At 39.0% G+C, this 25,564-nt stretch carries 22 protein-coding genes; 20 read left to right on the top strand and 2 right to left on the bottom strand.

Features of this window, described 5'->3' with window-relative positions; all coding sequences use genetic code 11:
* Positions 1–2: 2 nt before the first annotated feature.
* The 4 genes from glrR (at position 3) to M997_RS13300 (ending at position 4,300) form a co-directional block, all read left to right on the top strand.
* Positions 3–1,340, top strand: a complete 1,338-nt coding sequence (glrR, locus tag M997_RS13315) for a two-component system response regulator GlrR (protein WP_064720588.1) — start codon at positions 3–5, stop codon at positions 1,338–1,340.
* Positions 1,341–1,414: 74 nt separating this feature from the next.
* Complete coding sequence (locus tag M997_RS13310; RefSeq protein ID WP_064720587.1) at positions 1,415–3,031, top strand: NAD+ synthase; 1,617 nt, start codon at positions 1,415–1,417, stop codon at positions 3,029–3,031.
* Positions 3,032–3,048: 17 nt separating this feature from the next.
* Complete coding sequence (gene glnB / locus M997_RS13305) at positions 3,049–3,387, top strand: nitrogen regulatory protein P-II (protein WP_064720586.1); 339 nt, start codon at positions 3,049–3,051, stop codon at positions 3,385–3,387.
* Between the two features lie 274 nt (positions 3,388–3,661).
* The gene (locus M997_RS13300) at positions 3,662–4,300 is read left to right on the top strand and encodes a hypothetical protein (protein WP_420874844.1); all 639 of its coding nucleotides are present in this window, start codon (positions 3,662–3,664) and stop codon (positions 4,298–4,300) included.
* A 70-nt stretch (positions 4,301–4,370) separates the two neighbouring features.
* Here M997_RS13300 and hmpA read toward each other — a convergent pair whose 3' ends face one another.
* Positions 4,371–5,561 carry an NO-inducible flavohemoprotein gene (gene hmpA, locus M997_RS13295; protein ID WP_064720584.1) on the bottom strand — a complete coding sequence of 397 codons (1,191 nt, stop codon included), beginning with the start codon at positions 5,559–5,561 and terminating at the stop codon, positions 4,371–4,373.
* A gap of 366 nt (positions 5,562–5,927) precedes the next feature.
* Here hmpA and glyA point away from each other — a divergent pair, with 366 nt between their 5' ends.
* The 4 genes from glyA to M997_RS13275 all read left to right on the top strand — a co-directional run bounded on the left by glyA (position 5,928) and on the right by M997_RS13275 (position 10,645).
* The gene (gene glyA, locus M997_RS13290; RefSeq protein ID WP_064720583.1) at positions 5,928–7,181 is read left to right on the top strand and encodes a serine hydroxymethyltransferase; all 1,254 of its coding nucleotides are present in this window, start codon (positions 5,928–5,930) and stop codon (positions 7,179–7,181) included.
* 92 nt (positions 7,182–7,273) lie between these two features.
* Positions 7,274–8,434, top strand: coding sequence for a 3-phenylpropionate MFS transporter (locus tag M997_RS13285; RefSeq protein WP_064720582.1), 1,161 nt, complete (start codon positions 7,274–7,276; stop codon positions 8,432–8,434).
* Positions 8,435–8,683: 249 nt separating this feature from the next.
* A complete protein-coding gene (locus tag M997_RS13280; protein WP_064720581.1) occupies positions 8,684–9,952 on the top strand; it encodes a M24 family metallopeptidase in 1,269 nt (422 codons plus the stop codon).
* Between the two features lie 24 nt (positions 9,953–9,976).
* On the top strand, positions 9,977–10,645 hold the full coding sequence (locus tag M997_RS13275; RefSeq protein WP_064720580.1) for a CerR family C-terminal domain-containing protein: 669 nt from the start codon (positions 9,977–9,979) through the stop codon (positions 10,643–10,645).
* 104 nt (positions 10,646–10,749) lie between these two features.
* On the opposite strand, the gene suhB is transcribed toward M997_RS13275, so the two are convergent.
* Positions 10,750–11,553 carry an inositol-1-monophosphatase gene (gene suhB, locus M997_RS13270; protein ID WP_064720579.1) on the bottom strand — a complete coding sequence of 268 codons (804 nt, stop codon included), beginning with the start codon at positions 11,551–11,553 and terminating at the stop codon, positions 10,750–10,752.
* Between the two features lie 124 nt (positions 11,554–11,677).
* On the opposite strand from suhB, the gene trmJ reads away from it, so the two are divergent.
* The 12 genes from trmJ to M997_RS13210 all read left to right on the top strand — a co-directional run bounded on the left by trmJ (position 11,678) and on the right by M997_RS13210 (position 25,536).
* Positions 11,678–12,406: a tRNA (cytosine(32)/uridine(32)-2'-O)-methyltransferase TrmJ gene (trmJ, locus tag M997_RS13265; protein WP_064720578.1), complete on the top strand. Its 729-nt coding sequence runs from the start codon at positions 11,678–11,680 to the stop codon at positions 12,404–12,406.
* Positions 12,407–12,537: 131 nt separating this feature from the next.
* Complete coding sequence (gene iscR, locus M997_RS13260) at positions 12,538–13,032, top strand: Fe-S cluster assembly transcriptional regulator IscR (RefSeq protein WP_064720577.1); 495 nt, start codon at positions 12,538–12,540, stop codon at positions 13,030–13,032.
* Between the two features lie 70 nt (positions 13,033–13,102).
* Complete coding sequence (locus tag M997_RS13255) at positions 13,103–14,317, top strand: IscS subfamily cysteine desulfurase (RefSeq protein ID WP_064720576.1); 1,215 nt, start codon at positions 13,103–13,105, stop codon at positions 14,315–14,317.
* A gap of 24 nt (positions 14,318–14,341) precedes the next feature.
* Positions 14,342–14,728, top strand: coding sequence for a Fe-S cluster assembly scaffold IscU (iscU, locus tag M997_RS13250; protein WP_023581622.1), 387 nt, complete (start codon positions 14,342–14,344; stop codon positions 14,726–14,728).
* A gap of 90 nt (positions 14,729–14,818) precedes the next feature.
* A complete protein-coding gene (gene iscA, locus M997_RS13245) occupies positions 14,819–15,142 on the top strand; it encodes an iron-sulfur cluster assembly protein IscA (protein WP_064720575.1) in 324 nt (107 codons plus the stop codon).
* 48 nt (positions 15,143–15,190) lie between these two features.
* The gene (hscB, locus tag M997_RS13240) at positions 15,191–15,712 is read left to right on the top strand and encodes a co-chaperone HscB (protein ID WP_064720574.1); all 522 of its coding nucleotides are present in this window, start codon (positions 15,191–15,193) and stop codon (positions 15,710–15,712) included.
* 11 nt (positions 15,713–15,723) lie between these two features.
* Positions 15,724–17,574: a Fe-S protein assembly chaperone HscA gene (gene hscA / locus M997_RS13235; protein WP_064720573.1), complete on the top strand. Its 1,851-nt coding sequence runs from the start codon at positions 15,724–15,726 to the stop codon at positions 17,572–17,574.
* Between the two features lie 2 nt (positions 17,575–17,576).
* Positions 17,577–17,912: an ISC system 2Fe-2S type ferredoxin gene (fdx, locus tag M997_RS13230; RefSeq protein ID WP_064720572.1), complete on the top strand. Its 336-nt coding sequence runs from the start codon at positions 17,577–17,579 to the stop codon at positions 17,910–17,912.
* Positions 17,913–17,927: 15 nt separating this feature from the next.
* Positions 17,928–18,122, top strand: coding sequence for a Fe-S cluster assembly protein IscX (gene iscX / locus M997_RS13225; RefSeq protein WP_420874843.1), 195 nt, complete (start codon positions 17,928–17,930; stop codon positions 18,120–18,122).
* Between the two features lie 282 nt (positions 18,123–18,404).
* A complete protein-coding gene (gene pepB / locus M997_RS13220) occupies positions 18,405–19,706 on the top strand; it encodes an aminopeptidase PepB (protein ID WP_064720570.1) in 1,302 nt (433 codons plus the stop codon).
* Between the two features lie 30 nt (positions 19,707–19,736).
* Complete coding sequence (locus tag M997_RS13215) at positions 19,737–20,156, top strand: enhanced serine sensitivity protein SseB C-terminal domain-containing protein (protein ID WP_064720569.1); 420 nt, start codon at positions 19,737–19,739, stop codon at positions 20,154–20,156.
* Between the two features lie 295 nt (positions 20,157–20,451).
* Positions 20,452–25,536 (top strand): alpha-2-macroglobulin family protein, encoded by a 5,085-nt coding sequence (locus M997_RS13210; protein WP_064720568.1) that lies wholly within the window; start codon positions 20,452–20,454, stop codon positions 25,534–25,536.
* The last annotated feature ends 28 nt before the right edge of the window (positions 25,537–25,564 follow it).

The raw sequence follows: 25,564 nt of genomic DNA, 5'->3' as shown, positions 1-25,564 counted from the left end.
GCATGGCTGGCCATAAATCAGCAAATCTTTTACTTGTGGATGATGATCCTGGATTACTAAAATTACTGGGTATGCGATTAACAAGTGAAGGTTTTCATATCTTTACTGCTGAAAGTGGGCAAGAAGCACTAAAACTTCTCTTAAAAGAAAAAATAGACCTTGTTATCAGCGATTTACGTATGGATGAGATGGACGGTATGGCGTTATTTGCTGAAATTCAGCGCCAACAACCCGGAATGCCTGTGATTATCCTAACAGCGCATGGTTCTATTCCTGATGCAGTTGCTGCAACACAACAAGGTGTATTTAGCTTTTTAACTAAACCCGTTGACCGAGATGCACTATATAAAGCAATTGATGAAGCTTTAGAGCTCGTTACTACTGTTTCTGATGAAGAGTGGTCGAAAGATATTGTCACTCGTAGTCCGCAAATGCTGCGTTTACTAGAACAAGCAAAACTAGTCGCTCAATCAGATGTTAGTGTACTGATTAATGGACAAAGTGGGACGGGGAAAGAGGTGCTTGCTCAAGCAATTCATCGAGCAAGTCCAAGAGCGAAAAAACCTTTTATTGCAATAAACTGTGGTGCTTTACCTGAGCAGTTGCTTGAATCTGAGCTTTTTGGCCATGCAAAAGGGGCTTTTACCGGGGCTGTAAGTAGTCGTGAAGGGTTATTTCAAGCAGCAGAAGGTGGTACGCTTTTTCTAGATGAAATTGGTGATATGCCAATGCCATTACAAGTTAAACTACTACGGGTATTGCAAGAGCGCAAAGTCCGACCTTTAGGAAGTAATCGCGATATTGATATTGATGTTCGCATTCTTTCTGCTACCCACCGCGATTTGCCTAAGGCAATGGAACGTAATGAATTTCGCGAAGATTTATTTTATCGCTTAAATGTAGTGAGCTTACGTATACCTACATTAAGTGAAAGAGCAGAAGACATACCTGTTTTAGCTAATCATCTGTTACGAGAATCTGCTAAACGGCATAAGCCTTTTGTTCGAAGCTTCTCAACGGATGCGATGAAATGTTTAATGGCAGCGAGTTGGCCTGGTAATGTACGTCAATTAGTGAACGTTATTGAACAGTGTGTAGCATTGACCACCGCACCAGTGATTAGTGAAGCGCTTGTTACTCAAGCATTGCAGGGGGAAAATACAGCGTTGCCAACTTTTGCTGAAGCAAGAGGGCACTTTGAAATGACATATCTAAGAAAGTTATTACAAATGACAAAAGGCAACGTAACCCAAGCTGCGCGTATGGCAGGACGTAATCGAACTGAATTTTATAAGTTGTTATCTCGTCATGAGCTAGATCCTAATGATTTTAAAGAATAAGCTTTTCAGATAACCAATATATTTTTAAACTAACTTTCTTTTAATCAGAAAGATAGCCGGAGAGACTAATTTCTATGAGTCGTAAATTAAAGCTCGCGCTTGCTCAGCTAAACTGGGTTGTCGGCGATATTGAAGGCAACTGTGAACGCATGTTATCCACAGTGAAAGAGCAAGAAAACGCCGATTTAGTGCTGTTTTCTGAACTTGCATTATGTGGTTACTCTCCTGAAGATCTTCTCTTTCGTCCTGATTTCCAACAACGTTGCGAAAAACAACTCACTCGTTTAGAACAAGCAAGTAAAAAAATAGCAATAGTGGTTGGGCACCCTTGGTGGCAAAACGGCAAGATTTATAATGCACTGTCATTTTTCTATAAAGGTGAATTACAGGCTCGCTATTTTAAACAACAATTACCAAATTACGGCGTATTCGACGAAAAAAGATATTTTCAACCGGGTAATGAACGTTGTGTTGTTCCTTTCAAAGGCTATCATTTAGGTTTATTGATTTGTGAGGATATTTGGATTAATGAACCGATAAATGCATTAAAACAAGCAGGTGCCGATTTAGTCTTATCTATTAATGCTTCACCTTACAGCCGAGAAAAACCTCATATTCGTACTCAATTGATCAAAGATCATTGCCAAAGAACACATCTTCCGGTGGTTTATCTTAACCAAATTGGTGGACAAGATGAGTTGGTATTTGATGGTTGTTCTAAAGTATTTGATGAACGAGGCTGCATTACACATAGGCTTGCAGCATTTGATGAACAAATAGTAATGGTTGAATTGGATGAGTTACAAATCATACCAATGGCACAACCAGCACCAGAACTTTCTCCATTAGCGCAGGTTTATCAAGCATTAGTGTTGGCGACACGAGATTACGTGACTAAAAATGGATTTAATGGTGCAATTTTAGGCTTATCTGGTGGTATTGATTCTGGTTTAACCGTCGCAATAGCAGCAGATGCCCTTGGTAAAGAACATGTGCACGCAGTAATGATGCCATTTCGTTATACTTCAGAAATGAGCATTCATGATGCTAAAGAACAAGCGGATTTATTAGGCGTAGAATTTGATACGGTTTCTATTGAACCAATGTTCGATGCTTTTATGGCGCAATTAGGACCGATGTTTAAAGATACTGCGGCTGATACCACAGAAGAAAATCTACAAGCCCGCTGTCGAGCTGTTATTTTAATGGCGATGTCGAATAAGCGTCGCCGTTTAGTACTAACTACCAGTAATAAAAGTGAATCAGCTGTTGGCTATTCAACACTTTATGGTGATATGGCTGGTGGTTTTGATGTATTAAAAGATGTGCCTAAAACCTTAGTTTTTGCACTTTCTCAGTATCGTAATACAATTTCTCCAGCTATTCCTCAACGTGTAATTGATAGACCACCTTCAGCAGAACTTGCGCCGGGGCAAACCGACCAAGATAATTTGCCACCTTATGATATTTTGGATGCTATTCTTGAAGGTTATGTTGAGCAGGATAAGTCTGTATCTGATTTAGTATCAGCAGGGTTTGATGAAGATACCGTCCGAAAAGTGATAAAGTTAGTCGATATCAACGAATATAAACGACGCCAAGCACCCGTAGGACCGCGTATTACAAGCCGTAATTTCGGTAAAGATCGCCGATACCCCATTACATGCGGTTTTGGTCGCAACAACTGGTAAAATAGCAGGATAATACGATGAAAAAGATTGAAGCGATAATTAAACCGTTTAAGTTAGATGATGTTAGAGAAGCGCTAGCAGAAGTCGGTATTACGGGAATGACAGTCACTGAGGTAAAAGGTTTTGGTCGCCAAAAAGGGCACACGGAGCTTTATCGTGGTGCTGAATATATGGTCGATTTCTTACCTAAAGTGAAAATTGAAATTGTGGTTTCCGATGAAATCATGGAAAGCTGTGTTGATACTATTATGGCGACAGCTCAAACGGGCAAAATTGGTGACGGTAAAATTTTCGTTTTTGATGTAAGTCGAGTTATTCGTATTCGTACGGGCGAACAAGACGAAGAAGCAATTTAATAATTAAAACGCTTAAGTTAAATAATAGCATTATTTTTTTTATAAAAGCCTAATATTGTTAATTCTAATATTAGGCTTTTTCTTTGTTGTTCATAAAATAAAATTTTATGTTTTGCCTATAATGCTTTTTCTGTCTTTTATAAATCCATTGAAGATAATGAACAATTTATTTTACTATTCTTTATAAACTTTAAAGCACAAAATGTTATTCAATAACTTCTAAGGGAAGTTATGATCATCAATATTAAAAAGTCATTAAGGTGTGGGCAAAATAATGTTTAATTATTTATTAAAGCGTATGGCTTTATTTTTATGTGCGGCGATGCTTGTCGCATTAACGACGGGATTTATTTTTATTGACATTTTGCTGCTAGATAATGGTATTTCAGAAACCTCGGTTACTGAGATTGGACAAGAGATAATCGTTGCTATTATTTGTCTTTTCTTTTTTATTAAAGCATACCAAGATAGCGAAATGCGTGGCAGCTTCACGCTTATAATGGGCTTTTTCTTATGTATTTTAATCCGAGAGTTAGATGGCGTTTTTGACCAACTAGCGCATGGCTCATGGGTTTGGTTTGCATTAACAGTAACCTTTATTTGTATTGCTATTGCAATAAGAGAAGGAAAGAAAACGCTAAAAGGATTAATCCACTTTATTACTCACCCAAGTCATGGTGTGTTGGTATCGGGCTTACTCTGTGTACTCCTCTTTTCCCGATTATTTGGTATGGGCGAATTGTGGCGAAAACTATTAGGTGAAGATTATAATCGCGCGGTTAAAAATATGGTTGAAGAGGGCAGTGAATTATTTGGTTATACTTTGTGCTTAATTAGTATTATTTGGTACGGCTTTTCAGCTAAATATCATAATATTCCGACTGCAATTGAGAAAAATATCATTAAGCATTAATAGCTGAATAATAAAATAATTAAAAAGCACTGAATACAGTGCTTTTTAATTCGTTGAAATTTATTATTTATTATTCTGTAATAACAGCATGAGGACCAAAACATTCATAATGAAACTTATCACTAGAAACTCCGAGTGAAATAAGTTGGTTAGCGACAGATTGCATAAATGGTAAAGGCCCACAAAAATAAAAATGCATATCTGGGATCATTAGCCAATCTTCAACTTGTTTTAATTCCATTAAGCCTTCAAATTGATAATCTGTATTTAATATATCTTGTGAGCGTGGTGTACGATACCAAACAGCTTGGTGATACTGTAAAATTTGATTGCCCACTTTGTTTATTTCGTCTTTAAATGCATGAACACCACCATGCTCTGTAGCATGTAGCCAATTCACATTAGTTTGATGTGTTGAAAGTGTATGTAACATTGATAGCATGGGGGTTAACCCAACACCCGCTGAGATTAATGTGACAGGTGTTGTTGGTGAGATATCTAAATAGAAATCACCACTAGGTGCGGCAACGTGTAAAATATCATTTTCGTGAACATGGTCATGTAAAAAATTCGATAAAATACCTTTATCTTCACGCTTTACTGCAATCCGATAGGTTTTATTGTTTGCAGGTTTAGTTAACGAATATTGGCGTATTTCTTGGTTAGCGAGTTTTGCATCACGAATATAAAGACTTAAATATTGGCCTGGTTGATAAGTGGTGACTTCTAGATTATCTTCAGGTTCTAATTCAAAACTGGTTATCACATCACTTTGCTGGATTTTATGTTTCACTTTAAATGCACGTAATCCTCTCCATCCCCCGCGAGTTTGTTCTTTTTGTTGATAAATTTGTTCTTCACGGTTAATAAATACATCGGCTAATACCTGATAAGCCGCTTCCCAAGCATCAAGTACTTCTGTACCAGGGTGAAATAATTCATCGATAGTGGCTAATAAATTTTCACCAACAATAGGATAATGTTCTGGAAGAATATTAAGACTGACATGTTTTTGTGCAATTTTTTCAACCGCGGGTAATATTGTGGTTAGGTTTTCAATATTAGTGGCATAAGCACATATCGCATTAAATAAGGCCTCACGTTGTGCGCCGCTACTTTGATGGCTCATGGTAAAGATATCTTTGAGCTCAGGGTGGCGAGAAAACATGCGATCATAAAAATGTGCAGTTAATGCTGGCCCTGTTTTGGCAATCAGCGGAATAGTGGATTTAATTGTCGCGATAGTTTGTGCTTCTAACATAATTGCTCCTGAATTATTTTCAGTTTATTGTGAATTTTTAAACATGTATTATATATGCAACTTATATTTTTTTGATTTAGTTGTAAATACCTGTTTTTATTTTTTTAACAAAAAAACACAAATCTTAGAGAATGATGTGGAGTGTTTACATCATTTGGCGAGTTCTCTCTCAAAAACTAGAATAGACACAGGATAAAATGAGGTTGTTAAAAAGTAATAAAGGTCTGTTATTGCTGATTGGCAAACGATTGCGTATTTTTTCTTTAGGGGCTATCTCAATGAGGAAAAAGAGTTTACACTGTATGTCATTCTTTCTCCCGTAAGGGAGTTTGTCTTTAGTGAAGTTAGCTGAGTCAGGAGATCTGAATGTTAAAACGTGAAATGAATATTGCTGATTACGATCCAGAATTATGGAACGCAATGGAAGGTGAAGTTGTTCGTCAAGAAGAACATATCGAATTAATTGCTTCCGAAAACTATACTAGCCCCCGTGTTATGCAGGCGCAGGGATCTCAGCTGACAAATAAATATGCAGAAGGCTATCCGGGTAAACGTTACTACGGTGGTTGTGAATATGTTGATGTTGTAGAGCAACTGGCTATAGATCGTGCTAAAGAGTTATTCGGTGCTGATTATGCGAATGTTCAACCACATTCTGGCTCTCAAGCTAATGCGGCTGTTTATATGGCACTGTTACAACCGGGTGATACAGTATTAGGTATGAACTTGGCTCAAGGCGGCCACTTGACTCATGGTTCGCCAGTTAACTTCTCGGGCAAACTGTATAATATCGTACCTTATGGTATTGATGAAGCAGGTAAAATTGACTATGAAGATATCGCTATTCAAGCTAAAAAACATCAGCCAAAAATGATCATTGGTGGTTTCTCTGCTTATTCGGGTCTGGTTGATTGGGCTAAAATGCGTGAAATAGCAGACAGCATTGGCGCTTTCTTGTTTGTCGATATGGCTCACGTTGCAGGTATGATTGCGGCAGGTGTTTATCCTAACCCAGTTCCTCATGCTCACGTTGTGACAACAACAACCCATAAAACTTTAGCGGGTCCTCGTGGTGGTCTTATCCTCGCTAAAGGTGGTAGTGAAGAGTTTTATAAAAAACTTAATTCTGCAGTATTCCCTGGCTCACAAGGTGGCCCTTTAATGCACGTTATCGCAGGTAAAGCGGTAGCATTAAAAGAAGCAATGGAACCAGAATTTAAAGTTTATCAGCAACAAGTTGCTAAAAACGCTAAAGCAATGGTAGAAGTTTTCTTAGATCGCGGTTATAAAGTAGTGTCTGGCGGAACTGAAAACCATTTGTTCTTATTAGACTTGGTTGATAAAGACATTACAGGTAAAGATGCAGATGCAGCTTTAGGTCGTGCAAATATCACTGTTAACAAGAACAGCGTACCAAATGATCCTCGTAGTCCATTTGTTACTTCTGGTGTTCGTATCGGTTCTCCAGCGATTACACGTCGTGGTTTTAAAGAGGCGGAAGCTCGTGAATTAGCTGGTTGGATGTGTGATGTCCTCGATAACATCAATGATGAAGCGAACATTGAAAAAGTTAAGCAAAAAGTCTTGGATATCTGCGCTAAATTCCCTGTTTACGCATAAGTTTGTAACGATATAATTAAAACCCGTTGTACAAACCCGCTTCGAGAACATTTTCTTGGCGGGTTTTTTGCATTTTAAATATGGGGGATTGGATGGTCATTCCATCAACATTGTGGCTTGCCTTAGATTATTTTACGTATTTTTTTTCGTATGGCATTTTTTTACCTTTTTGGTCTATTTGGTTAAAAGGAGAAGGTGTCGATCCAGCAATGATAGGTTTATTGTTAGGGGTAGGTTTAACCGCGCGTTTTGTTGGTAGCCTGATCTTAACCCCTGCGGTAAAGGATCCGTCTAAGCTTATTACGGCACTGCGATTATTTGCATTTCTTTCATTATTATTTACCGTTGCATTTATGTTGGGTACTCATTGGGCATGGCTCTTTTTTGTTATGACAGGATTCAACGTATTCTTTTCACCAATGGTACCATTAGGCGATTCCTTAGCTGGTGCGTGGCAAAAACAGTTTCCATTTGATTATGGCAAAATCCGTGTTTGGGGCTCGGTAGCTTTTATTATTAGTTCATCATTGCTGGGAATATTAATTGATGCTTATGGGCATCCCATTATCCTTTATGGGCTAATTGCGAGTACATTAGCTCTATTTTTAACTTCAATGTTACGCCCTAAAATTATGCCTCAAGGTAAGGTGAAAAAAGCAGAACACAGCAATATCACCTTTATGCAGCTTGTTTCTGATGCTCCAGTTTGGCGTTTTTTATTATGCGTTTCTTTATTACAAGGGGCACATGCCGCTTATTACGGTTTTAGCGCTCTTTATTGGGAACAAGCGGGTTATGATACTGCAACGATAGGCTATTTGTGGTCATTAGGTGTTGTTGCTGAAGTGGTTGTCTTTATGTTGAGCCATCGATTATTTCGTCGTTGGAGTGCGAGAAATTTATTATTACTTTCTGCATGTTGTGGCCTTTTACGTTGGGGATTAATGGGTAGTTTTACCGCATTGCCAGCACTTATTATTGTTCAAATCTTACATAGTGGTACGTTCACCGTTTGTCATTTAGCGGCAATGCGCTTTATTAGTGCACGACAAGAGCATGAAATTATTCGCTTACAAGCGGTTTATTCTGCATTAGCTATGGGCGGAAGTATCGCTGTGATGACTATTATTTCCGGTTGGTTATATGAAAAATTACCGGGACAAGAAGGCGCTATTTTCTGGCTAATGGCAGCATTAACTATTCCAGCTATGTTTATTCGACCTCAAATTAGAGCACAGATACAAAAAAACTAGCATTGGCTCTAAATAATAAAGATCTGTCATATTGAATGATATGGCGGATTTTTTTATATCGTTATAAAAATAAATTTAAATAGTTCATAATTTCAATAGATTGTCTTTCTTTTTATTTTTTTATCAGTCGTTCTAGAATTCGTTCAAAATAAGAACCGCATTTTATGTTCATTCTTATGATTGACGGAGATTAATTTTAAGACTATGGTTAATTCATTCAAATGAATTAATCCTGCGAGAGATAATATAATGAAAGAGAAATTAATGATCCCAGCAAGTTTTTCTTTACAAGAAAGAGACAGACGTTGGCAGCTTGCTAGAGATATAATGAAAGATAATCAATTAGATACATTAATTGTTTATGGAGATAGAGAATCAGCTGCACCAGCACCATTTTGTATTGATCACTATTTTACTAATGACCGATTAGGTTCTGTGGTTATTTTTCACGAAAACCAAAAACCTCTTATTGTGACTTTTGCTCCAATGATGATTGCAGATCATATGCAAGCAAAATTACGAGGTGATTTACAGTGGATTGATGAAGATAATTTGGTTGTAGGAAAAACAGGGCGCAACATTGCTCAATTACTAAAAGAGATGGGTATACAACAAAATGCCCACATAGGTGTGATTGGTTTAGAGCCTTATCCTCCTTTTTATTTTGATGGAGCAATGCCATTTAATACACTTAATGGCATTAAAGAGGTTTTTCCACATGCTAGATTTAGTTGTGTTTATCGTGATTTTTTTAAACGAGCTTCAGTAAAAAGTGAAGAAGAGTTACAGCATGTAAGATATGCTGCAACGATTGGTGAAGCGATGAGCGAAGCTATGAGAGTAACCACTAAACCTGGTGCAACAGAAGCTGATTTAGCTGCGGCAATTACCGCAACATGCTTATCTCGAGGTGGATTTACCGCTGAAATACTATTGGGCTCAGGTTCTGAATATATTGGTTGGGGTCCTCCAGCTTGGCAATACCGTTCTCAAGCACCGCGTGAAATTCAAATGGGTGATATTGTTTTATCAGAGATTTTTGCGTTATATGGTATGTATGAAACACAGCACCAAGCAGCTGTTGCAGTAGGCAAAGTTCACGAAAATTTAGAAAAAGCAGCATTAGTGGCTCGTGAATGTTATGAAATAGGTGTGGATTACTTAAAAGAAGGGATTACTTTTGGTGAAGTGGTTGATTTAATGGAAAAACCGCTTTTAAAATCAGGTGGTTGGCATGTTCATCCTCTGATCCATAGCATTAATCCTTATGGGCCAATTGGTTTTGGTACGGCTCCGGGTATTGAGTCGCTTCCTTTGGCTAGTCGTTACAAACAAATTGAGCGATTACCTAATCCAGGTCGAGAATTAGTACTGCAAGAGGGAATGACATTTGCGTTTGAACCCAATTGTGGCTTTGGCTATCATCTTTGTAATTTAGGCGGCACGGTGGTTGTGGGTAAAAATAGAGGAATTGAATTAAATTCAAACTCAACACAATTAATGCGTGCTGATTTATAATCTGATCATAAGTAATTATAAATAATGGAAAACACCAGTAAAACCTCCGTAAGTGCAGAGCAGACACAACAGCGATTAGTGGAAGAAGGAATAAAACTTTTTGCACTCTATGGTATTAGTGGATTAAGAACAAGACAACTTGCGCAGGATGCTGGTGTTAACCAATCGGCGATACCTTATCATTTTGGCGGAAAGCTTGGTGTTTATACCGCAGTTATTCAGCATATTGCTATGGAATTGGCTGGTGAAATTCATTTTGAACAATTTGATATTCAGCTTCAGCCACTGTTAAAAGAGCAAAATCCGAATAAAGAGCATATTGCACAACTTATTACTTTATTAACGACAGGACTTTGTCGTGCATTATTAGCACCAGAGCGAAAATATTATAGCCAACTTATTTTGCGTGAGCAGTTAGAGCCAACAGATAATTATGAATTAATTTACAGCAATCTTATTGAGCCTTTTCATTGTCGTCTTGCAAAGATTATTACGTTAATAGATAAAAATATGCCGACAGCGACTACAGTAATTCGAGCACATGCAGTAATAGGACAAATTCTAGGATTTGTGATTGCACGAAAAGCATTTTTATTACGAATTGATAAACCTGAAATATCAAATAAATTATTAGCTAATATCGCTCAAGAGATAAGCCTGCTTTCGGTAAGTGCTTTATTAAATGAAGCTTAATCGATAGTTAAGTTTGATATAAATACAATTATTTGAGTGGAAAAAAAAGACCATAATGAAATTAACGTTATGGTCTTTTTAATTGATTCTTTAGTTGTTCGCTATTAACGTTTTAACGCGTCTGTTAACTCACTACGAATTTCTGCTAATAATGCTCTTACAACACGAGGATTACCTGCAACGATGTTACCTGTTTGAAGATAACCGTGGTTGCCAGTAAAGTCAGAAACAATTGCGCCTGCTTCACGAGCAATTAATTCACCAGCTAAGAAATCCCATGGTTTTAAGCCAATTTCAAAATAACCATCAACACGACCTGCTGCAACATAAGCTAAATCTAATGCAGCTGAGCCAGTGCGACGGAAATCGGCACAAGGAACAAATAATTTACTTAGCATATTAATATAAGCGGCTGAGTGCTGTTTACATTTGAAAGGAAAACCAGTTGCTAGTACAGCACCTTCTAAATCACGTGCATTTGAGCCACGCAGACGATAACCATTTAGTTGTGCGCCTTGACCACGGACGGATGAGAAAAGCTCATTACGCATAGGATCGTAGACAACAGCCACTTCAGTACGGCCTTTAATACGTACAGCAATAGAAACTGAGAAGTGTGGAAGACGTTTGATAAAGTTGGTAGTACCATCTAGCGGATCAATAACCCATTGTATGTCGTGATCTTCACCGAGTAACTCGCCACTTTCTTCTGTAACAATGGTGTGTTTTGGATAAGATTTACGAATAATTTCAATGATTGCTTGTTCTGCGTCACGGTCAACGTTAGTGACAAAATCATTGCTACCTTTCTGACTTGTTTCTACAGATTCAGGATTTTCGTAACTTTTGGCGATTAAATTACCAGCCTTACGCGCAGCGCGTATGGCAATATTCAGCATCGGATGCATGGTTATCTTCCACAAGATGTTAAAGAACGGGGATAAAAAACGTGCCAGAGTATAACAGGCATTCGTGTTTCTGGCTACATTTGTGATAAAATAGATGGATCATCAAGCAAATAATTAGATATCAATGTTAGAAAATATTCGCATTATCCTTGTAGAAACCTCTCATACAGGCAATATGGGTTCTACCGCTCGCGCTATGAAAACGATGGGATTGACTAATCTTTATTTTGTTAATCCAAAAGAAAAGCCTGATTCGCACTCTATTGCACTTTCCGCTGGTGCAAGTGATGTTATTGGCAATGCTCATATTGTTGATTCTATCGATGAAGCAATTGAAGGTTGTGGATTAGTGATAGGAACGAGTGCACGTAGCCGAACACTCTCTTGGCCAATGCTGGCACCCCGAGAATGCGGTGAGCGTTGTGTTGTGGAAGCTGCAAATAAGCCTGTTGCAGTTATTTTTGGTCGTGAACGTACGGGTTTAACAAACGAAGAATTACAAAAATGTGATTTCCATCTGTATGTTCCAACAAATCCAGAATATGGTTCTTTAAATTTAGCAATGGCTGTTCAGCTCGTTTGTTATGAAATTCGGATGGCCGCACTTGCTCAAGAAGAAAAACAAGAGGAAAATAGTCCATCAGAGACCGAGTATCCGCCCGCAGAAGATATTGAACGCTTTTATATTCACTTAGAGCAGGTACTGAATGAGTCAGGATTTATCCGACCTAAACATCCAGGACAAATTATGAGCCGTTTGCGCCGTCTATTTACGCGTGCTCGCCCAGAAACACAAGAGCTTCATATCTTACGTGGCATTCTGACTTCTGTAGAGAAATGGGCTAAGAAATAGAGGGCCAAGTTGACTAACAAAGTCGACAATTTTACTGAGCAGAATACTTGACTAAAACACTCAGATAAATAGTTGACTAAAATACTCAGGAATGACACAATTTGGTTATTGTTCACCACGGAGTATTTGTTATGAGACTGACATCAAAAGGGCGTTATGCCGTTACTGCAATGCTTGATGTTGCGTTGCATTCACAGCAAGGCCCTGTTCCCCTCGCTGATATTTCTGAGCGTCAAGGGATTTCCCTTTCTTATCTTGAGCAGCTTTTCTCACGTTTGCGTAAAAACGAGCTAGTCGCAAGTGTTCGTGGCCCTGGTGGCGGATACTTATTAGGTCGTGAAGCAGGGCAAATTTTTATTGCTCAAGTTATTTCTGCGGTTGATGAATCTGTCGATGCTACTCGTTGTCAGGGTAACAAAGAAGGTTGTCAAGGTGGCGACCGTTGCCTAACTCATACTTTGTGGCGTGACTTAAGTGATCGCATTACCAGTTTCCTTAGTAGTATCAGCCTTGAAGAGTTAGTAAATAACGAAGAGGTTATGGATGTTGCCGACCGTCAAGACAATGAAAAACGTCGGACGCTCAATGGCCGTGTACAAGAAACCATTATTAATATGCGTGTGTAACGGCGATTTTTGAGTAGGCAAAAAAACAAAATTATTAAAGAAGATTCGTCGTCTTTGGAGTTAGTGAGCAATGAAATTACCCATTTATTTAGATTATTCAGCAACCACTCCTGTTGATCCACGAGTTGCTGAAAAAATGATGCAATGTCTGACAATGGACGGTATTTTTGGTAACCCAGCCTCGCGTTCACATCGTTTTGGTTGGCAAGCTGAAGAAGCGGTAGATATTGCCCGTAATCAGATAGCTGATTTAATCGGTGCAGATCCTCGTGAAATCGTTTTCACATCAGGCGCAACTGAAGCTGATAACCTTGCCTTAAAAGGTGTTGCTAACTTTTATCAAAAGAAAGGTAAGCACATCATCACTTCTAAAACTGAACATAAAGCTATTTTAGATACTTGCCGTCAGTTAGAACGTGAAGGTTTTGAAGTGACTTATTTAGCACCAAAACGTGATGGTCTTATTGATCTGAAAGAGCTTGAAGAAGCTATGCGTGAAGATACTATTCTAGTTTCTATTATGCATGTAAATAACGAAATTGGTGTGGTTCAAGATATTGCTGCTATTGGTGAATTATGCCGTAGCAAAGGTGTTATTTACCATGTAGATGCGACACAAAGCGTCGGTAAATTACCTATCGATCTTTCTAAATTAAAAGTCGATTTACTCTCTCTTTCTGCACATAAGGTATACGGACCTATGGGTATTGGTGCGCTTTATGTTCGCCGTAAACCACGTATTCGCCTAGAAGCACAAATGCATGGTGGTGGACACGAGCGTGGTATGCGTTCAGGTACATTAGCCGTTCACCAAATTGTGGGTATGGGCGAAGCTTACCGTATTTTGAAAGAAGAAATGGCTGATGAAACTAAACGTTTAAACGAGCTACGTTTACGTTTATGGAATGGCATTAAAGATATTGAAGAAGTTTATATCAATGGTTCTTTGGAACATACAGCGCCAAACATTCTTAATGTAAGCTTCAACTATGTTGAAGGTGAGTCATTAATGATGGCACTGAAAGATCTTGCTGTTTCTTCAGGTTCTGCCTGTACTTCAGCAAGTTTAGAGCCTTCTTATGTACTGCGTGCTTTAGGTCTTACAGATGAATTGGCACACAGTTCTATTCGCTTCTCTTTAGGTCGTTTTACTACAGAAGAAGAAATAGATTATGCAATTGAACAAATTCATAGTGCGATAGGTCGTCTACGTGATCTTTCTCCACTTTGGGATATGCATAAACAAGGTGTTGATATCAACAGTATCGAATGGTCTCACCATTAATCAGACGTTTTCAGGAGTTAAATCATGGCTTATAGCGATAAAGTAATTGATCATTATGAAAATCCTCGTAACGTGGGATCATTCGATAATAACGATCCTACAGTAGGTAGTGGTATGGTTGGCGCACCCGCTTGTGGTGACGTAATGAAGTTACAAATCAAAGTTGATGATAACGGCGTAATTGAAGATGCGCGTTTTAAAACTTATGGTTGTGGTTCAGCAATTGCTTCAAGTTCATTAGTGACTGAATGGATGAAAGGCAAAACATTAGACGAAGCTGAATCTATTAAAAATACCGCTATTGCAGAAGAGCTAGAATTACCACCGGTGAAGATTCACTGTTCAATTCTTGCTGAAGATGCAATAAAAGCAGCGATTGCAGACTATAAAAGCAAACGCCAAGGCAAGTAATTGTCTTTTATAATAAAAAAATAAAATATTGGCGGATGCTGAAGATAATTTTTCAGTATCCGCTTTCGTTCTTTATGAGTGAGGTGTGCCATGTCAATTTCCCTTACAGAATCCGCAGCGGATCGTGTTCGCTCTTTTCTCTCTAATCGTGGAAAAGGTGAAGGTTTGCGTTTAGGTGTTAGAACATCTGGCTGTTCTGGAATGGCTTATGTTCTTGAATTTGCTGATGTTATCAATGACGAAGATACTGTTTTTGAAGACAAAGGTGTGAAGGTTATCGTTGATGGTAAAAGCATTGTTTATTTAGATGGAACAGAGCTTGATTTCGTCAAGGAAGGATTAAACGAAGGCTTTAAGTTTAACAACCCTAATGTTTCAAATGAGTGTGGTTGTGGTGAAAGCTTTACTGTGTAATTTGTGTTAAAACACGGTATTAACGTTAATTAATCCAAGAGTAGATGTATGGACTATTTCACACTGTTAGGCATTCCTAATTGTTTTGATATTGATAAACAGCAACTTGCGTCGCATTATCAGGATATGCAACGTCAATATCATCCTGATCGCTTTGCTGGAAAATCAGAAAAAGAACAGACTCAAGCTATTTCCCTTGCTTCAACAATCAATCAGGCTTATCAAACCTTAAAAAATCCTCTCTCTAGAGCAGAGTATATGCTTTCGTTGCAAGGCATTGATATTGCAAATGAGCAGCAAACGATGCATGACACCGCATTTCTAATGGAGCAACTCACGCTTCGTGAAGAGCTGGATAATATCGAAAACAGCACTGATGCTGAAAGCTTGCTGGCTGATTTTACCTCTCGTCTAGAAAAAATGTACACAGTACGTCATGACGAAATGGTGAAAACGCTGGATAACCAAAATTGGGATGTTGCTGCTGATAATGTTAGAAAACTACGTTTTCTGGCTAAATTGAAAGAGCAAGTTGCGCATTTAGAAGAACGCCTGTTTGATGGTTTTTAAGGGAAATTGTTATGTCATTATTACAAATTAGCGAACCAGGTCAAACACCTGCGCCACATCAGCGTAGACTTGCTGCGGGTATTGATTTAGGAACTACACACTCATTAGTTGCCACTGTACGTAGTGGGCAAGCCGAAGCGCTTTCTGATAACGAAGGTCGCTATTTATTGCCATCTGTTGTGCAGTATCAGGTTGATAATATCAATGTGGGTTGGAAGGCAAAAAAAGAAGCTGAAAAAGACCCTGCGAATACTATTAGCTCGATAAAACGAATGTTAGGTCGCTCATTAAGTGATGTGACGAGTCGTTATCCTAATTTACCTTATCATTTTCATGATAATGAAAATGGGTTACCACTGATTAAAACTTCAGTGGGTATTGTTGATCCTATTCAAGTGTCTTCTGAAATTCTTAAAGCGCTTGCTGAGCGCGCAGTTCAATCATTAGGTGGTGAACTGGATGGCGTTGTCGTTACTGTGCCGGCTTATTTTGATGATGCACAGCGTCAAGGTACTAAAGAGGCAGCGCGCCGCGCAGGATTACATGTTTTGCGTCTACTCAATGAGCCTACTGCTGCGGCAATAGCTTATGGTTTAGATTCCGGAAAAGAAGGTACCATCGTGGTTTATGACTTAGGTGGTGGTACTTTCGATATTTCGGTTTTACGTTTAACTAAAGGTGTTTTTGAAGTTTTAGCCACTGGTGGTGATACGGCTTTAGGTGGTGATGATTTTGATATGATGCTAGCGGATTGGATAAGAGATCGCGCAGGCTTTGGTCATCAAAAAGATGCTATATTACAGCGCCAATTGATTGATATTGCATCAGAAACGAAAATTGCATTGAGTGATAACGATGTCGTTGATATCAGTATTAATGGCTGGAAAGGAGAAATCACTCGCGCTGAATTTGAATCATTAATTCAACCTTTAGTTAAACGTACTCTATTATCTGTTCGTCGTGCATTGAAAGATGCTGATATCGAAATTGACGATGTTTTAGAAGTTGTTATGGTGGGGGGTTCAACTCGAGTCCCATTAGTTCGCCAAATGGTTGGTGACTATTTTAAACGTGAACCGTTAACTTCAATTGATCCCGATAAAGTGGTTGCAATTGGTGCTTCAATCCAAGCTGATATTTTAGTGGGAAATAAACCTGATAGCGACATGTTACTGCTTGATGTCATTCCTCTTTCACTTGGCTTAGAAACTATGGGGGGATTAGTCGAGAAAGTTATTCCTCGTAATACCACTATTCCTGTTGCAAGAGCACAAGAATTTACCACTTTTAAAGATGGTCAAACGGCCATGAGCGTTCATGTGGTTCAGGGTGAGCGCGAAATGGTGAGTGATTGCCGTTCATTGGCTCGCTTCACATTACGAGGGATCCCTCCAATGGCTGCGGGTGGTGCGCATATTCGAGTGACTTTCCAAGTTGATGCTGATGGCTTGTTGAGTGTCAGTGCAATGGAAAAATCGACGGGTGTTGAAGCCTCAGTACAAGTTAAACCGTCTTATGGTCTTAGTGATACAGAAATCGCTAAGATGATCCAATCTTCGATGGAAAATGCCCAAGAAGATTTACAAGCTCGTCGCCTTGCTGAGCAAAAAGTTGAAGCAGCTCGCGTGTTAGAAAGCTTAACCGCAGCATTAGAAGAAGATGCTCATCTCTTAAGTGAAGATGAGAAAACTGCTATCGACAAAATTGTAGATACCTTAATAGAAAGCGTTGAAGGGACAGATCCTGTCGCGATAGAAAACGCAATTAAACAACTGGATAAGCAAACTCAGGATTTTGCGGCGCGCCGTATGGATAGCTCCATTCGTCAAGCGTTGGCAGGTCATTCTGTGGATGAGATATAACTATGCCTAAAATTGTATTTTTACCCCATAGCACACTTTGCCCTGAAGGTGCCGTTGTTGAAGCCACTGAAGGTGAATCTATTCTTGATGTCGCATTACGAAACGGCATTGAGATTGAACATGCTTGTGAAATGTCATGTGCATGTACTACATGCCACTGTGTTGTTCGCGAAGGTTTTGATTCTCTTGAAGAAAGTACAGAACTTGAAGATGACATGTTAGATAAAGCATGGGGATTAGAGGCGGAAAGTCGCCTAAGTTGCCAAGCAAAAGTGACTGATGAAGATTTAGTCGTTGAGATACCTAAATATTCTATTAACCATGCTAGAGAGCACTGATTTTAGGAGATAAACATGAAATGGAGTGATACCAGAGAAATAGGCGAAGCCTTATTTGATCTCTATCCTGATACGGATCCTAAAACAGTTCGTTTTACTGATATGCACCAATGGATTTGTGAACTAGAAGGTTTTGATGATGATCCACAAAAATCAAATGAAAAAGTTCTCGAAGCGATCCTTTTAGTGTGGTTGGACGAATTTGAATAATTGATGCAAATAACACTGCGTTTTAAAGACTGGCTAATGCCAGTCTTTTTGTTTATGAGCATGACGATAAATAGCTATTTTCATAGAATAAATAACTAGAACTAGGGAAATAATTGTATGTCGCAATGCGATATTGTTCGTAGAACATAGTGTAAGTATACGAGACGACCTTATAGATATGGTGACCTCTCTATTTTTGCCGTAAATTAATAACTCTGAAAGGTAAATATCTGTTAGTCTGAATAGGTTAACTGCCACCAGTAATAATAAGTGAGACAATAAATGAATAAACAAATTATGCCTATCATGCTGTCTAATGAACCTGCATCAGCATGTTGGGGTGAAAAAGCACTAATTAGCACTAACGAAACTGGCATGACGATCCATTTAACGGAAGAAAATCGATTGGGCGCAATTCAGCGTGGTGGACGTAAAATCGATAGTCAAGGTATTCGTAATGTTGCTCTTGTTGGTGATGGTTGGGATTTAGAGCGCAGCTGGGCATTTTGGTTAGGATTCAGAGCACCTAAAGGTGCACGCTCTATCGAATGGCCACAATTAAATGACGCGGATAAACACGAATTAGAAGCACGCATCCGCATTGTCGATTGGGTTCGCGATACAATTAATACACCCGCCGAAGAATTGGGGCCTGAACAGCTAGCACAGCGCACCGTTGATCTATTCTGTGGCCTTGATAAAGACGATATCAATTATAAAATCACGAAAGGCGCAGATCTACGAGATCAAAACTATGCGGGTATCTACACGGTAGGCCGCGGTTCTTCTCGTGATCCGGTTTATTTATCACTCGACTTTAATCCAACAGAAGATCCTTCTGCTCCTGTATTTGCTTGCCTTGTCGGTAAAGGTATCACTTTTGATTCAGGTGGTTATAGCATTAAACCTTCATCATCTATGAACTCAATGAAAGCTGATATGGGGGGGGCAGCAACTTTAGCCGGAGCATTAGCATTAGCGATAACTCGTGGCTTAAATAAACGCGTAAAACTGCTTCTTTGTATTGCTGATAATATGGTCAGCGGTAATGCGTTTAAATTGGGCGATATTATTCGTTACCGTAATGGTAAATCTGTTGAAATTATGAATACAGATGCTGAAGGCCGCTTAGTGTTGGCTGACGGACTTATCGATGCAAGCAATATGGCACCAGAATTAATTATTGATGCAGCAACTTTAACGGGTGCCGCGAAGGTTGCTGTAGGTAATGACTATCACTCTGTTTTAAGCTTTGATGACCAGCTTGCAGCTGAATTATTAAACAGTGCTGATCAAGAAAATGAGCTGTTCTGGCGTTTACCATTAGCGGATTTCCATCGTAGTCAACTGCCTTCAAGTTTTGCCGATCTGAATAATATTGCAGCGCCATCTCATACTGCTGGTGCTAGTACTGCGGCAGCATTTTTATCGCACTTTGTAACCGATTATAAAAAAGGTTGGGTGCATATCGATTGCTCAGCGACTTACAGAAAATCCTCTGTAGAACAATGGGCGGCCGGTGCAACAGGCTATGGTGTTCGCTCTATTGCGAACCTGCTATTAGCAAAAGCAAAAGCAAAATAAAAATAAACGTTATTTGATTTGGAGTTTGTTATGGCTGTATCTGAGCAATTTGAGACACAAGAAATTGTTGCTGTTGAAGGTTCTTCTTTAAAATTAAGTGTTCTAGAGCCACAACCTGAAAAACTGACTAATGCATTAAGTGAATTTTTTATTCAGCATAAACCTATTCGTAGAGCTTTTATTGTTAATGCGCAGGAAGTTGGAGACGATGAAACATTTTATCTCATTGGGCTAGAGATCACCGGAGAAGAAGAGGCTATTGCTGAGTTACTCCCACAAGCTGCGGAATCTGTTTTTGAGCACTTAGATGAAGGACAATCTATCGATTTTTGCTTTGTAAACAAAGATGAAAAGGGTGTGAGTCACTTTATGATCCACCATGTATCACCTTTCTATCAACGTAAACTCGGTGGTTTTCTACGTAAAGGTATTCCAATAGTGAATCTATAACGATTAATACAGTAAATTTAGGCGATATCTCATCAGATATCGCTTTTTTTTACCCTATAATAATAAAATGATTAAATTGACGAATTATGTGCATTTTTATGTAACACTTTGTTTTTATAGCGTCTTGGTTAAAAAATGGAGATAACTCCATATTGAATTCTTAGCCTACGTGCATCATTCGATAAAATATAATAGATATTGTCACTTTTTATCTTATTAGAATCGTCATTTTTATATATTATCTCAGCCTGCATAAACATCGCATTATTCAGGGTTTGAATTAAAGGAAAAGGGTATGAATCAAAGTCAATTTAGACAATACACGGAAAAAAGAGGCTATCGTTGGTGCTCTCTTGCCGTTGTATTGGCGTCTGCACTCGCTTTGGCAGGATGTGACGACAAAGAAGCTGAATCATCTACATCAGATAAAGTAGCAAACTCGCAAGCTTCAGAACAAAAAAACACTGAACAGCAGATGGCAAATAGTGCAACTCAAAATGGTGAAGATGCGTCAGTAACAACCAAAACTAAGAATGAAACTGCGCTAACAAGCCAAGAAGTACGTAATGAATTAGCAACACGTTTTGCGGGTAAGGATGTCACGGTATTAGATGCATCTGAACTCCAACGTGATGGTGCAAGTACTATGGTGGTCACTTTCTCAGTACCACTCGACCCTGATCAGAAATTTGATGATGTTGTGCATCTTGTTGATACCAAGAAAGGTAAGCTCGAAGGCGCGTGGGAGTTATCAGATAACTTAATGGAGTTACGTTTCCGTCATTTACCTCCATCAACTGAATTGAATTTAACCATTGATGATAAAATCAAAGGTATAAATGAACGTGCTTTAACTGCCGCATTTAGCCAAAAATTTACTACAGAAGAAATTTTTCCTTCCGTTGGTTTTACAAGTAAAGGCTCATTATTACCGTTAGAGGCAGCTGAAGGTTTGCCTATTATTGCATTAAATGTGGGGCAAGTTGATGTTAACTTTTTCCGTGTTAAGGACGACAAATTAGCACAATTTCTAACACAGTGGGAAAGCCGTTCTAATATTAACTATTGGGAATCAGATGAGTTTCTAGCTCAGGCCGATTTAGTTTATACCGGGCGTTTCGAGTTAAATACAGAAACAAATACGCGTGAAAATGTCTTGTTACCATTGAGATCTATCGATGCATTGAAAAAAGAGGGTGCCTATATTGCTGTGATGCAGCAAGCAGGGAAATACTCTTATACCGTGCCTGCAACAGTATTCACTTTTAGTGATATTGGTCTGTCTATGCACAGTTATCTCAATAGTATCGATATTTTTACTCAATCACTAAAAAATGGCTCAGCATTAAGTAAAGTTGAAATCCGTTTATTAGATGAAAAAGGGAATTTAATCTCTAAAGCCCAAACGGATAGCCAAGGACATGCAACACTAGAAAAAAGTGATGAAGCCCGTTTATTAATGGCTGTTCGTGATGGGCAAACCAGTATGATTGATTTGCGCAAACCCGCGCTTGATCTATCAGAATTTGATATTGGTGGGCCTCAAGGTTATAACAAACAGTTTTTTGCATTTGGCCCCCGTGATTTATATCGCCCTGGTGAAACCTTAATCGTTAATGCATTATTGCGCGATGGTGATGGTAATCCGATTAAAGAACAACCCGTTAAAGTTGATTTACTCAAAACAGATGGTCAAATTTCACGTAGCTTTGTTTGGCAACCTGAAAATGGTTTATATCAATTAAAACTGGTTATTCCTGAAGATGAAAGTACCGGTACACGCACACTTCGTTTTGATGTGGGTGATGGTACACCACGTTTTTATGAGTTTCAGGTCGAAGATTTTATGCCAGAGCGTATGGCATTAGAAATAACCGGTAAAAAAGGTATCTTGTTAAGCGGTAATGATGCTTATTTTGATTTTAAAGGCCGCTATCTTTATGGCGCTCCAGCTGCGGATAATCGACTACAAGGCCAAGTGTTCTTAAAATCATCGCGTGAAGCCGTAAGCAAATTACCAGGCTATGAATTTGGTGCGGTAAAAGATGAAAACTTTAGTCGCCTTTTAGATGAATTTGAGCTTAATCTTGATAGTGACGGTGTAAGCGAATTAAGCGTTGATAGTGAACGTTACGCAGAACTGAAATCACCAATTAACATTATATTACAAGCAAGTTTACTTGAGGCGGGTGGACGACCAGTTACGCGTCGTTATCAACAAGCGGTATGGCCAGCTACACATCTAGCGGGTATTCGACCTGTATTCCCTAAAAAAGAAGTCTACGACTATCGCACAGATAAATATAAAGCTGGCTATAGCGTTGATGAAAACTCGATGGCCGAGTTTGAAATTGTGTATACCGACCAAGACGGTAAAAAATTAGCCGCTAATGACCTTAAGGTAAGATTTATTTATGAGCGCCATGATTATTACTGGCGTTGGTCTAGTTCAAATGGTTGGGAATCAGGTTATAACGAAAAAGATCTGCAAATGGATGAGCAGACCATTAAAATCGCAAAAGATGGCACAGCGAAAGTCTCATTCCCAGTAGAATGGGGTTCTTACCGTATTGAAGTGATCGACCCTAAAACTGAATTAGTCAGTAGCTTGCGTTTTTGGGCAGGTTATTCTTGGATGGATAACACTGGCGGCACCGGTGCGGTAAGACCTGATCAAGTAAAACTGTCTCTCAATAAAGAAAGTTATTTACCCGGTGAAAAAGTTAAATTAAATATTGTTGCGCCTCATTCGGGTAAAGGTTATGTGTTGCTTGAATCAAGTGATGGGCCTTTATGGTGGCAAGAAATTGATGTGCCAGAAAAAGGACTTACTGTTGATGTTCCTATCAATAAAGAGTGGGCACGACACGATCTTTATTTAACTTCTGTTGTCGTTCGTCCTGGTGATACCTCAAAACAAGCGACAGTAAAACGCGCTGTAGGTATTTTGCATTTACCTTTGCAAGATAAGAATCGCCAAATCGATATTTCCCTTGATGCTCCAGAGAAAATTCGCCCAAATCAGGATTTAAAAATCCGTATTAAAGCGAATCCTATTGCAGGGCAGCCGTTACCAGAAAATATCAATGTGTTGGTTTCTGCCGTTGATACTGGTGTGCTAAATATTACTGAATATAAAACACCAAATCCTTATGATGCCTTCTTCGGTCGTAAACGTTATAGCGTTGACCAATATGATGTTTATGGTCAATTAATTGAAGGTGAAGGGCGCTTAGCTAACTTGCGTTTTGGTGGTGATGGTGGTGAGGAATCAACATTATCTCGAGGTGGTAAAAAACCATTAACGGATGTGCAAATCATTGCTCAGCAAAGTGCTCCAGTAAAATTAAATGAAAAAGGCGAAGGGGAAGTCTCTTTACCTATTCCTGAATTTAATGGTGAAGTTCGTTTAATGGCACAGGCTTGGACTGCCGATAAATTTGGTAGCCAAGAAGGCAAAGTGGTTATTGCTGCGCCATTAGTTACACAATTATCGTTACCACGTTTTATGGCTGGCGGTGATAATGCGTTGCTTTCTTTAGATTTAACCAATTTAACCGATGATGCACAGGCAATTACCTTAAATTATACCGCTTCTGGGTTAGTAGGTTTGGCTGGCTCTGAGAGCAAAACCGTTTCGCTGACAAAAGGTGAACGAACTCAAATTCAAATTCCAGTAAAAGCAAAACATGGCTTTGGACAAGGTGAATTTTCACTGTCTATCTATGGCGTTAAAGTGCCTGGTGAAGAGATAAAACCTTATCAAAACACATGGAAAATAGGTGTGCGTCCGGCTTACCCAGCAGAAACGCTACATTATGCCAGTACATTGCAAGATGGTGAGACTTGGAGTTTACCAACAGAGATATTAAATCGTTTTAATACTTCAACATTAGAGGGTGAGCTTTTACTTACTAGTCGTCCACCGTTACAGATTGCACGTTATGTCAGAGAGCTATTTGCTTATCCTTATGGTTGTTTAGAGCAAACGGTGAGTGGTCTTTATCCTTCACTTTACTCAACAGAAAAAGAGTTAAAGCAACTAGGCATAAAAACACAAACCGATGCTGATAGAAAATTAGCCATTGAAACGGGTATAGCGCATTTGTTAACAATGCAAAAAGCCGATGGTGGATTCTCTTTATGGAGCCAAGGTGGTCGTGAAGAGTATTGGTTATCTGCTTATGCTACTGATTTCTTGTTCCGTGCATCTCAGCAAGGTTATTCAGTCCCTACTGACGCACTAAAACGTGCTAACGACCGTTTATTACGCTATTTACAAGATAAGAGCTTAATTAACTACGAATATGCCGTAAACCAAGATGCTGCGCGTTTCTCTGCAAGAGCTTACGCTGCATTAGTGTTAGCAAGTCAGCAAAAAGCCCCATTGGGAGACTTGCGCCGCTTATACCTTGAGCGTAACCAAGCAGGAAGTGGTTTAGCATTAGTTCAATTAGGTATTGCATTAAAACAGATGGGCGACAATAGTCGCGCTGAAAGCCTAATTGCTGAAGGTGTGACAACAGAGCGTAAATATAATTACGGTTTAGGTGATTACGGTAGTGTTATTCGAGATCAAGCGCTGATTATCGCATTATTAAGTGAAAACAATCTTGAAACTCAATCTCGCGATATCAGTGTTGTGACGTTATCCGATAATTTAACAGGGCGTGAGTGGTTCTCAACTCAAGAAAGTAATTCTCTCTATCTTGCTGGCCGTTTCTTTATCAATATGGCTGAGCAACCTTGGGAAGTTGTAGTAAATCGTCAAACTCCATCGATAAGCAGTGATCGTGCAGTGAATGAAACGCTAACAGCAACTCAATTACAAGAAGGGTTAGAGCTAAACAACCGTGGTGGCGCAACGATTTATTCACGAATGAATGTTGTAGGATATCCGAAGGTTGCACCTGCACCTTATTCTAATGTGTTGAATATTTACCGTAGCTACTATGACCTGAAAGGTAATCGAGTTCATCCAAATCGTTTACAAAGTGGTGAGATGCTGGTAGTGAAACTTGAAGTATCAGCAGATAGAGATGTGCCAGATGCGCTGGTGGTTGATATGTTGCCGGCAGGTCTTGAAATTGAAAATCAAAACTTGGCATCAAGTAGTGCAAGCTTAAGTGATAGTGCTGCTGACCTACAGGAATTGATTGATGATATGGGACAAGCAAATATCAAACATCTTGAATATAGAGATGACCGATTTGTTGCTGTAGTTTCTGTTGATAAGTATCGTCCTGTAACCTTGTTGTATTTAGCCAGAGCGGTTACTCCGGGCAGTTATCAAGTTCCACCACCACAAGTAGAATCAATGTATGTGCCTTATTGGCGTGCATTAGGAAAAACTGAAACTAAAATTGATGTTGTTCCTTAATATTCTTAGCCCTTTCTTTGGAAAGGGC

This window comes from Proteus hauseri ATCC 700826 (assembly GCF_001654965.1).
Classification (GTDB): domain Bacteria; phylum Pseudomonadota; class Gammaproteobacteria; order Enterobacterales; family Enterobacteriaceae; genus Proteus; species Proteus hauseri.
The sequence above is the reverse complement of the archived record's forward strand: the minus strand, read 5'-3'. Positions and strand labels throughout refer to the sequence as shown.

Coding starts and splice junctions, on each gene's coding strand:
- glrR (WP_064720588.1), top strand. CDS start 3: ATGGCTGGCCATAAATCAGCAAATCTTTTACTTGTGGATGATGATCCT.
- M997_RS13310 (WP_064720587.1), top strand. CDS start 1,415: ATGAGTCGTAAATTAAAGCTCGCGCTTGCTCAGCTAAACTGGGTTGTC.
- glnB (WP_064720586.1), top strand. CDS start 3,049: ATGAAAAAGATTGAAGCGATAATTAAACCGTTTAAGTTAGATGATGTT.
- M997_RS13300 (WP_420874844.1), top strand. CDS start 3,662: ATGTTTAATTATTTATTAAAGCGTATGGCTTTATTTTTATGTGCGGCG.
- hmpA (WP_064720584.1), bottom strand. CDS start 5,561: ATGTTAGAAGCACAAACTATCGCGACAATTAAATCCACTATTCCGCTG.
- glyA (WP_064720583.1), top strand. CDS start 5,928: ATGTTAAAACGTGAAATGAATATTGCTGATTACGATCCAGAATTATGG.
- M997_RS13285 (WP_064720582.1), top strand. CDS start 7,274: ATGGTCATTCCATCAACATTGTGGCTTGCCTTAGATTATTTTACGTAT.
- M997_RS13280 (WP_064720581.1), top strand. CDS start 8,684: ATGAAAGAGAAATTAATGATCCCAGCAAGTTTTTCTTTACAAGAAAGA.
- M997_RS13275 (WP_064720580.1), top strand. CDS start 9,977: ATGGAAAACACCAGTAAAACCTCCGTAAGTGCAGAGCAGACACAACAG.
- suhB (WP_064720579.1), bottom strand. CDS start 11,553: ATGCATCCGATGCTGAATATTGCCATACGCGCTGCGCGTAAGGCTGGT.
- trmJ (WP_064720578.1), top strand. CDS start 11,678: ATGTTAGAAAATATTCGCATTATCCTTGTAGAAACCTCTCATACAGGC.
- iscR (WP_064720577.1), top strand. CDS start 12,538: ATGAGACTGACATCAAAAGGGCGTTATGCCGTTACTGCAATGCTTGAT.
- M997_RS13255 (WP_064720576.1), top strand. CDS start 13,103: ATGAAATTACCCATTTATTTAGATTATTCAGCAACCACTCCTGTTGAT.
- iscU (WP_023581622.1), top strand. CDS start 14,342: ATGGCTTATAGCGATAAAGTAATTGATCATTATGAAAATCCTCGTAAC.
- iscA (WP_064720575.1), top strand. CDS start 14,819: ATGTCAATTTCCCTTACAGAATCCGCAGCGGATCGTGTTCGCTCTTTT.
- hscB (WP_064720574.1), top strand. CDS start 15,191: ATGGACTATTTCACACTGTTAGGCATTCCTAATTGTTTTGATATTGAT.
- hscA (WP_064720573.1), top strand. CDS start 15,724: ATGTCATTATTACAAATTAGCGAACCAGGTCAAACACCTGCGCCACAT.
- fdx (WP_064720572.1), top strand. CDS start 17,577: ATGCCTAAAATTGTATTTTTACCCCATAGCACACTTTGCCCTGAAGGT.
- iscX (WP_420874843.1), top strand. CDS start 17,928: ATGAAATGGAGTGATACCAGAGAAATAGGCGAAGCCTTATTTGATCTC.
- pepB (WP_064720570.1), top strand. CDS start 18,405: ATGAATAAACAAATTATGCCTATCATGCTGTCTAATGAACCTGCATCA.
- M997_RS13215 (WP_064720569.1), top strand. CDS start 19,737: ATGGCTGTATCTGAGCAATTTGAGACACAAGAAATTGTTGCTGTTGAA.
- M997_RS13210 (WP_064720568.1), top strand. CDS start 20,452: ATGAATCAAAGTCAATTTAGACAATACACGGAAAAAAGAGGCTATCGT.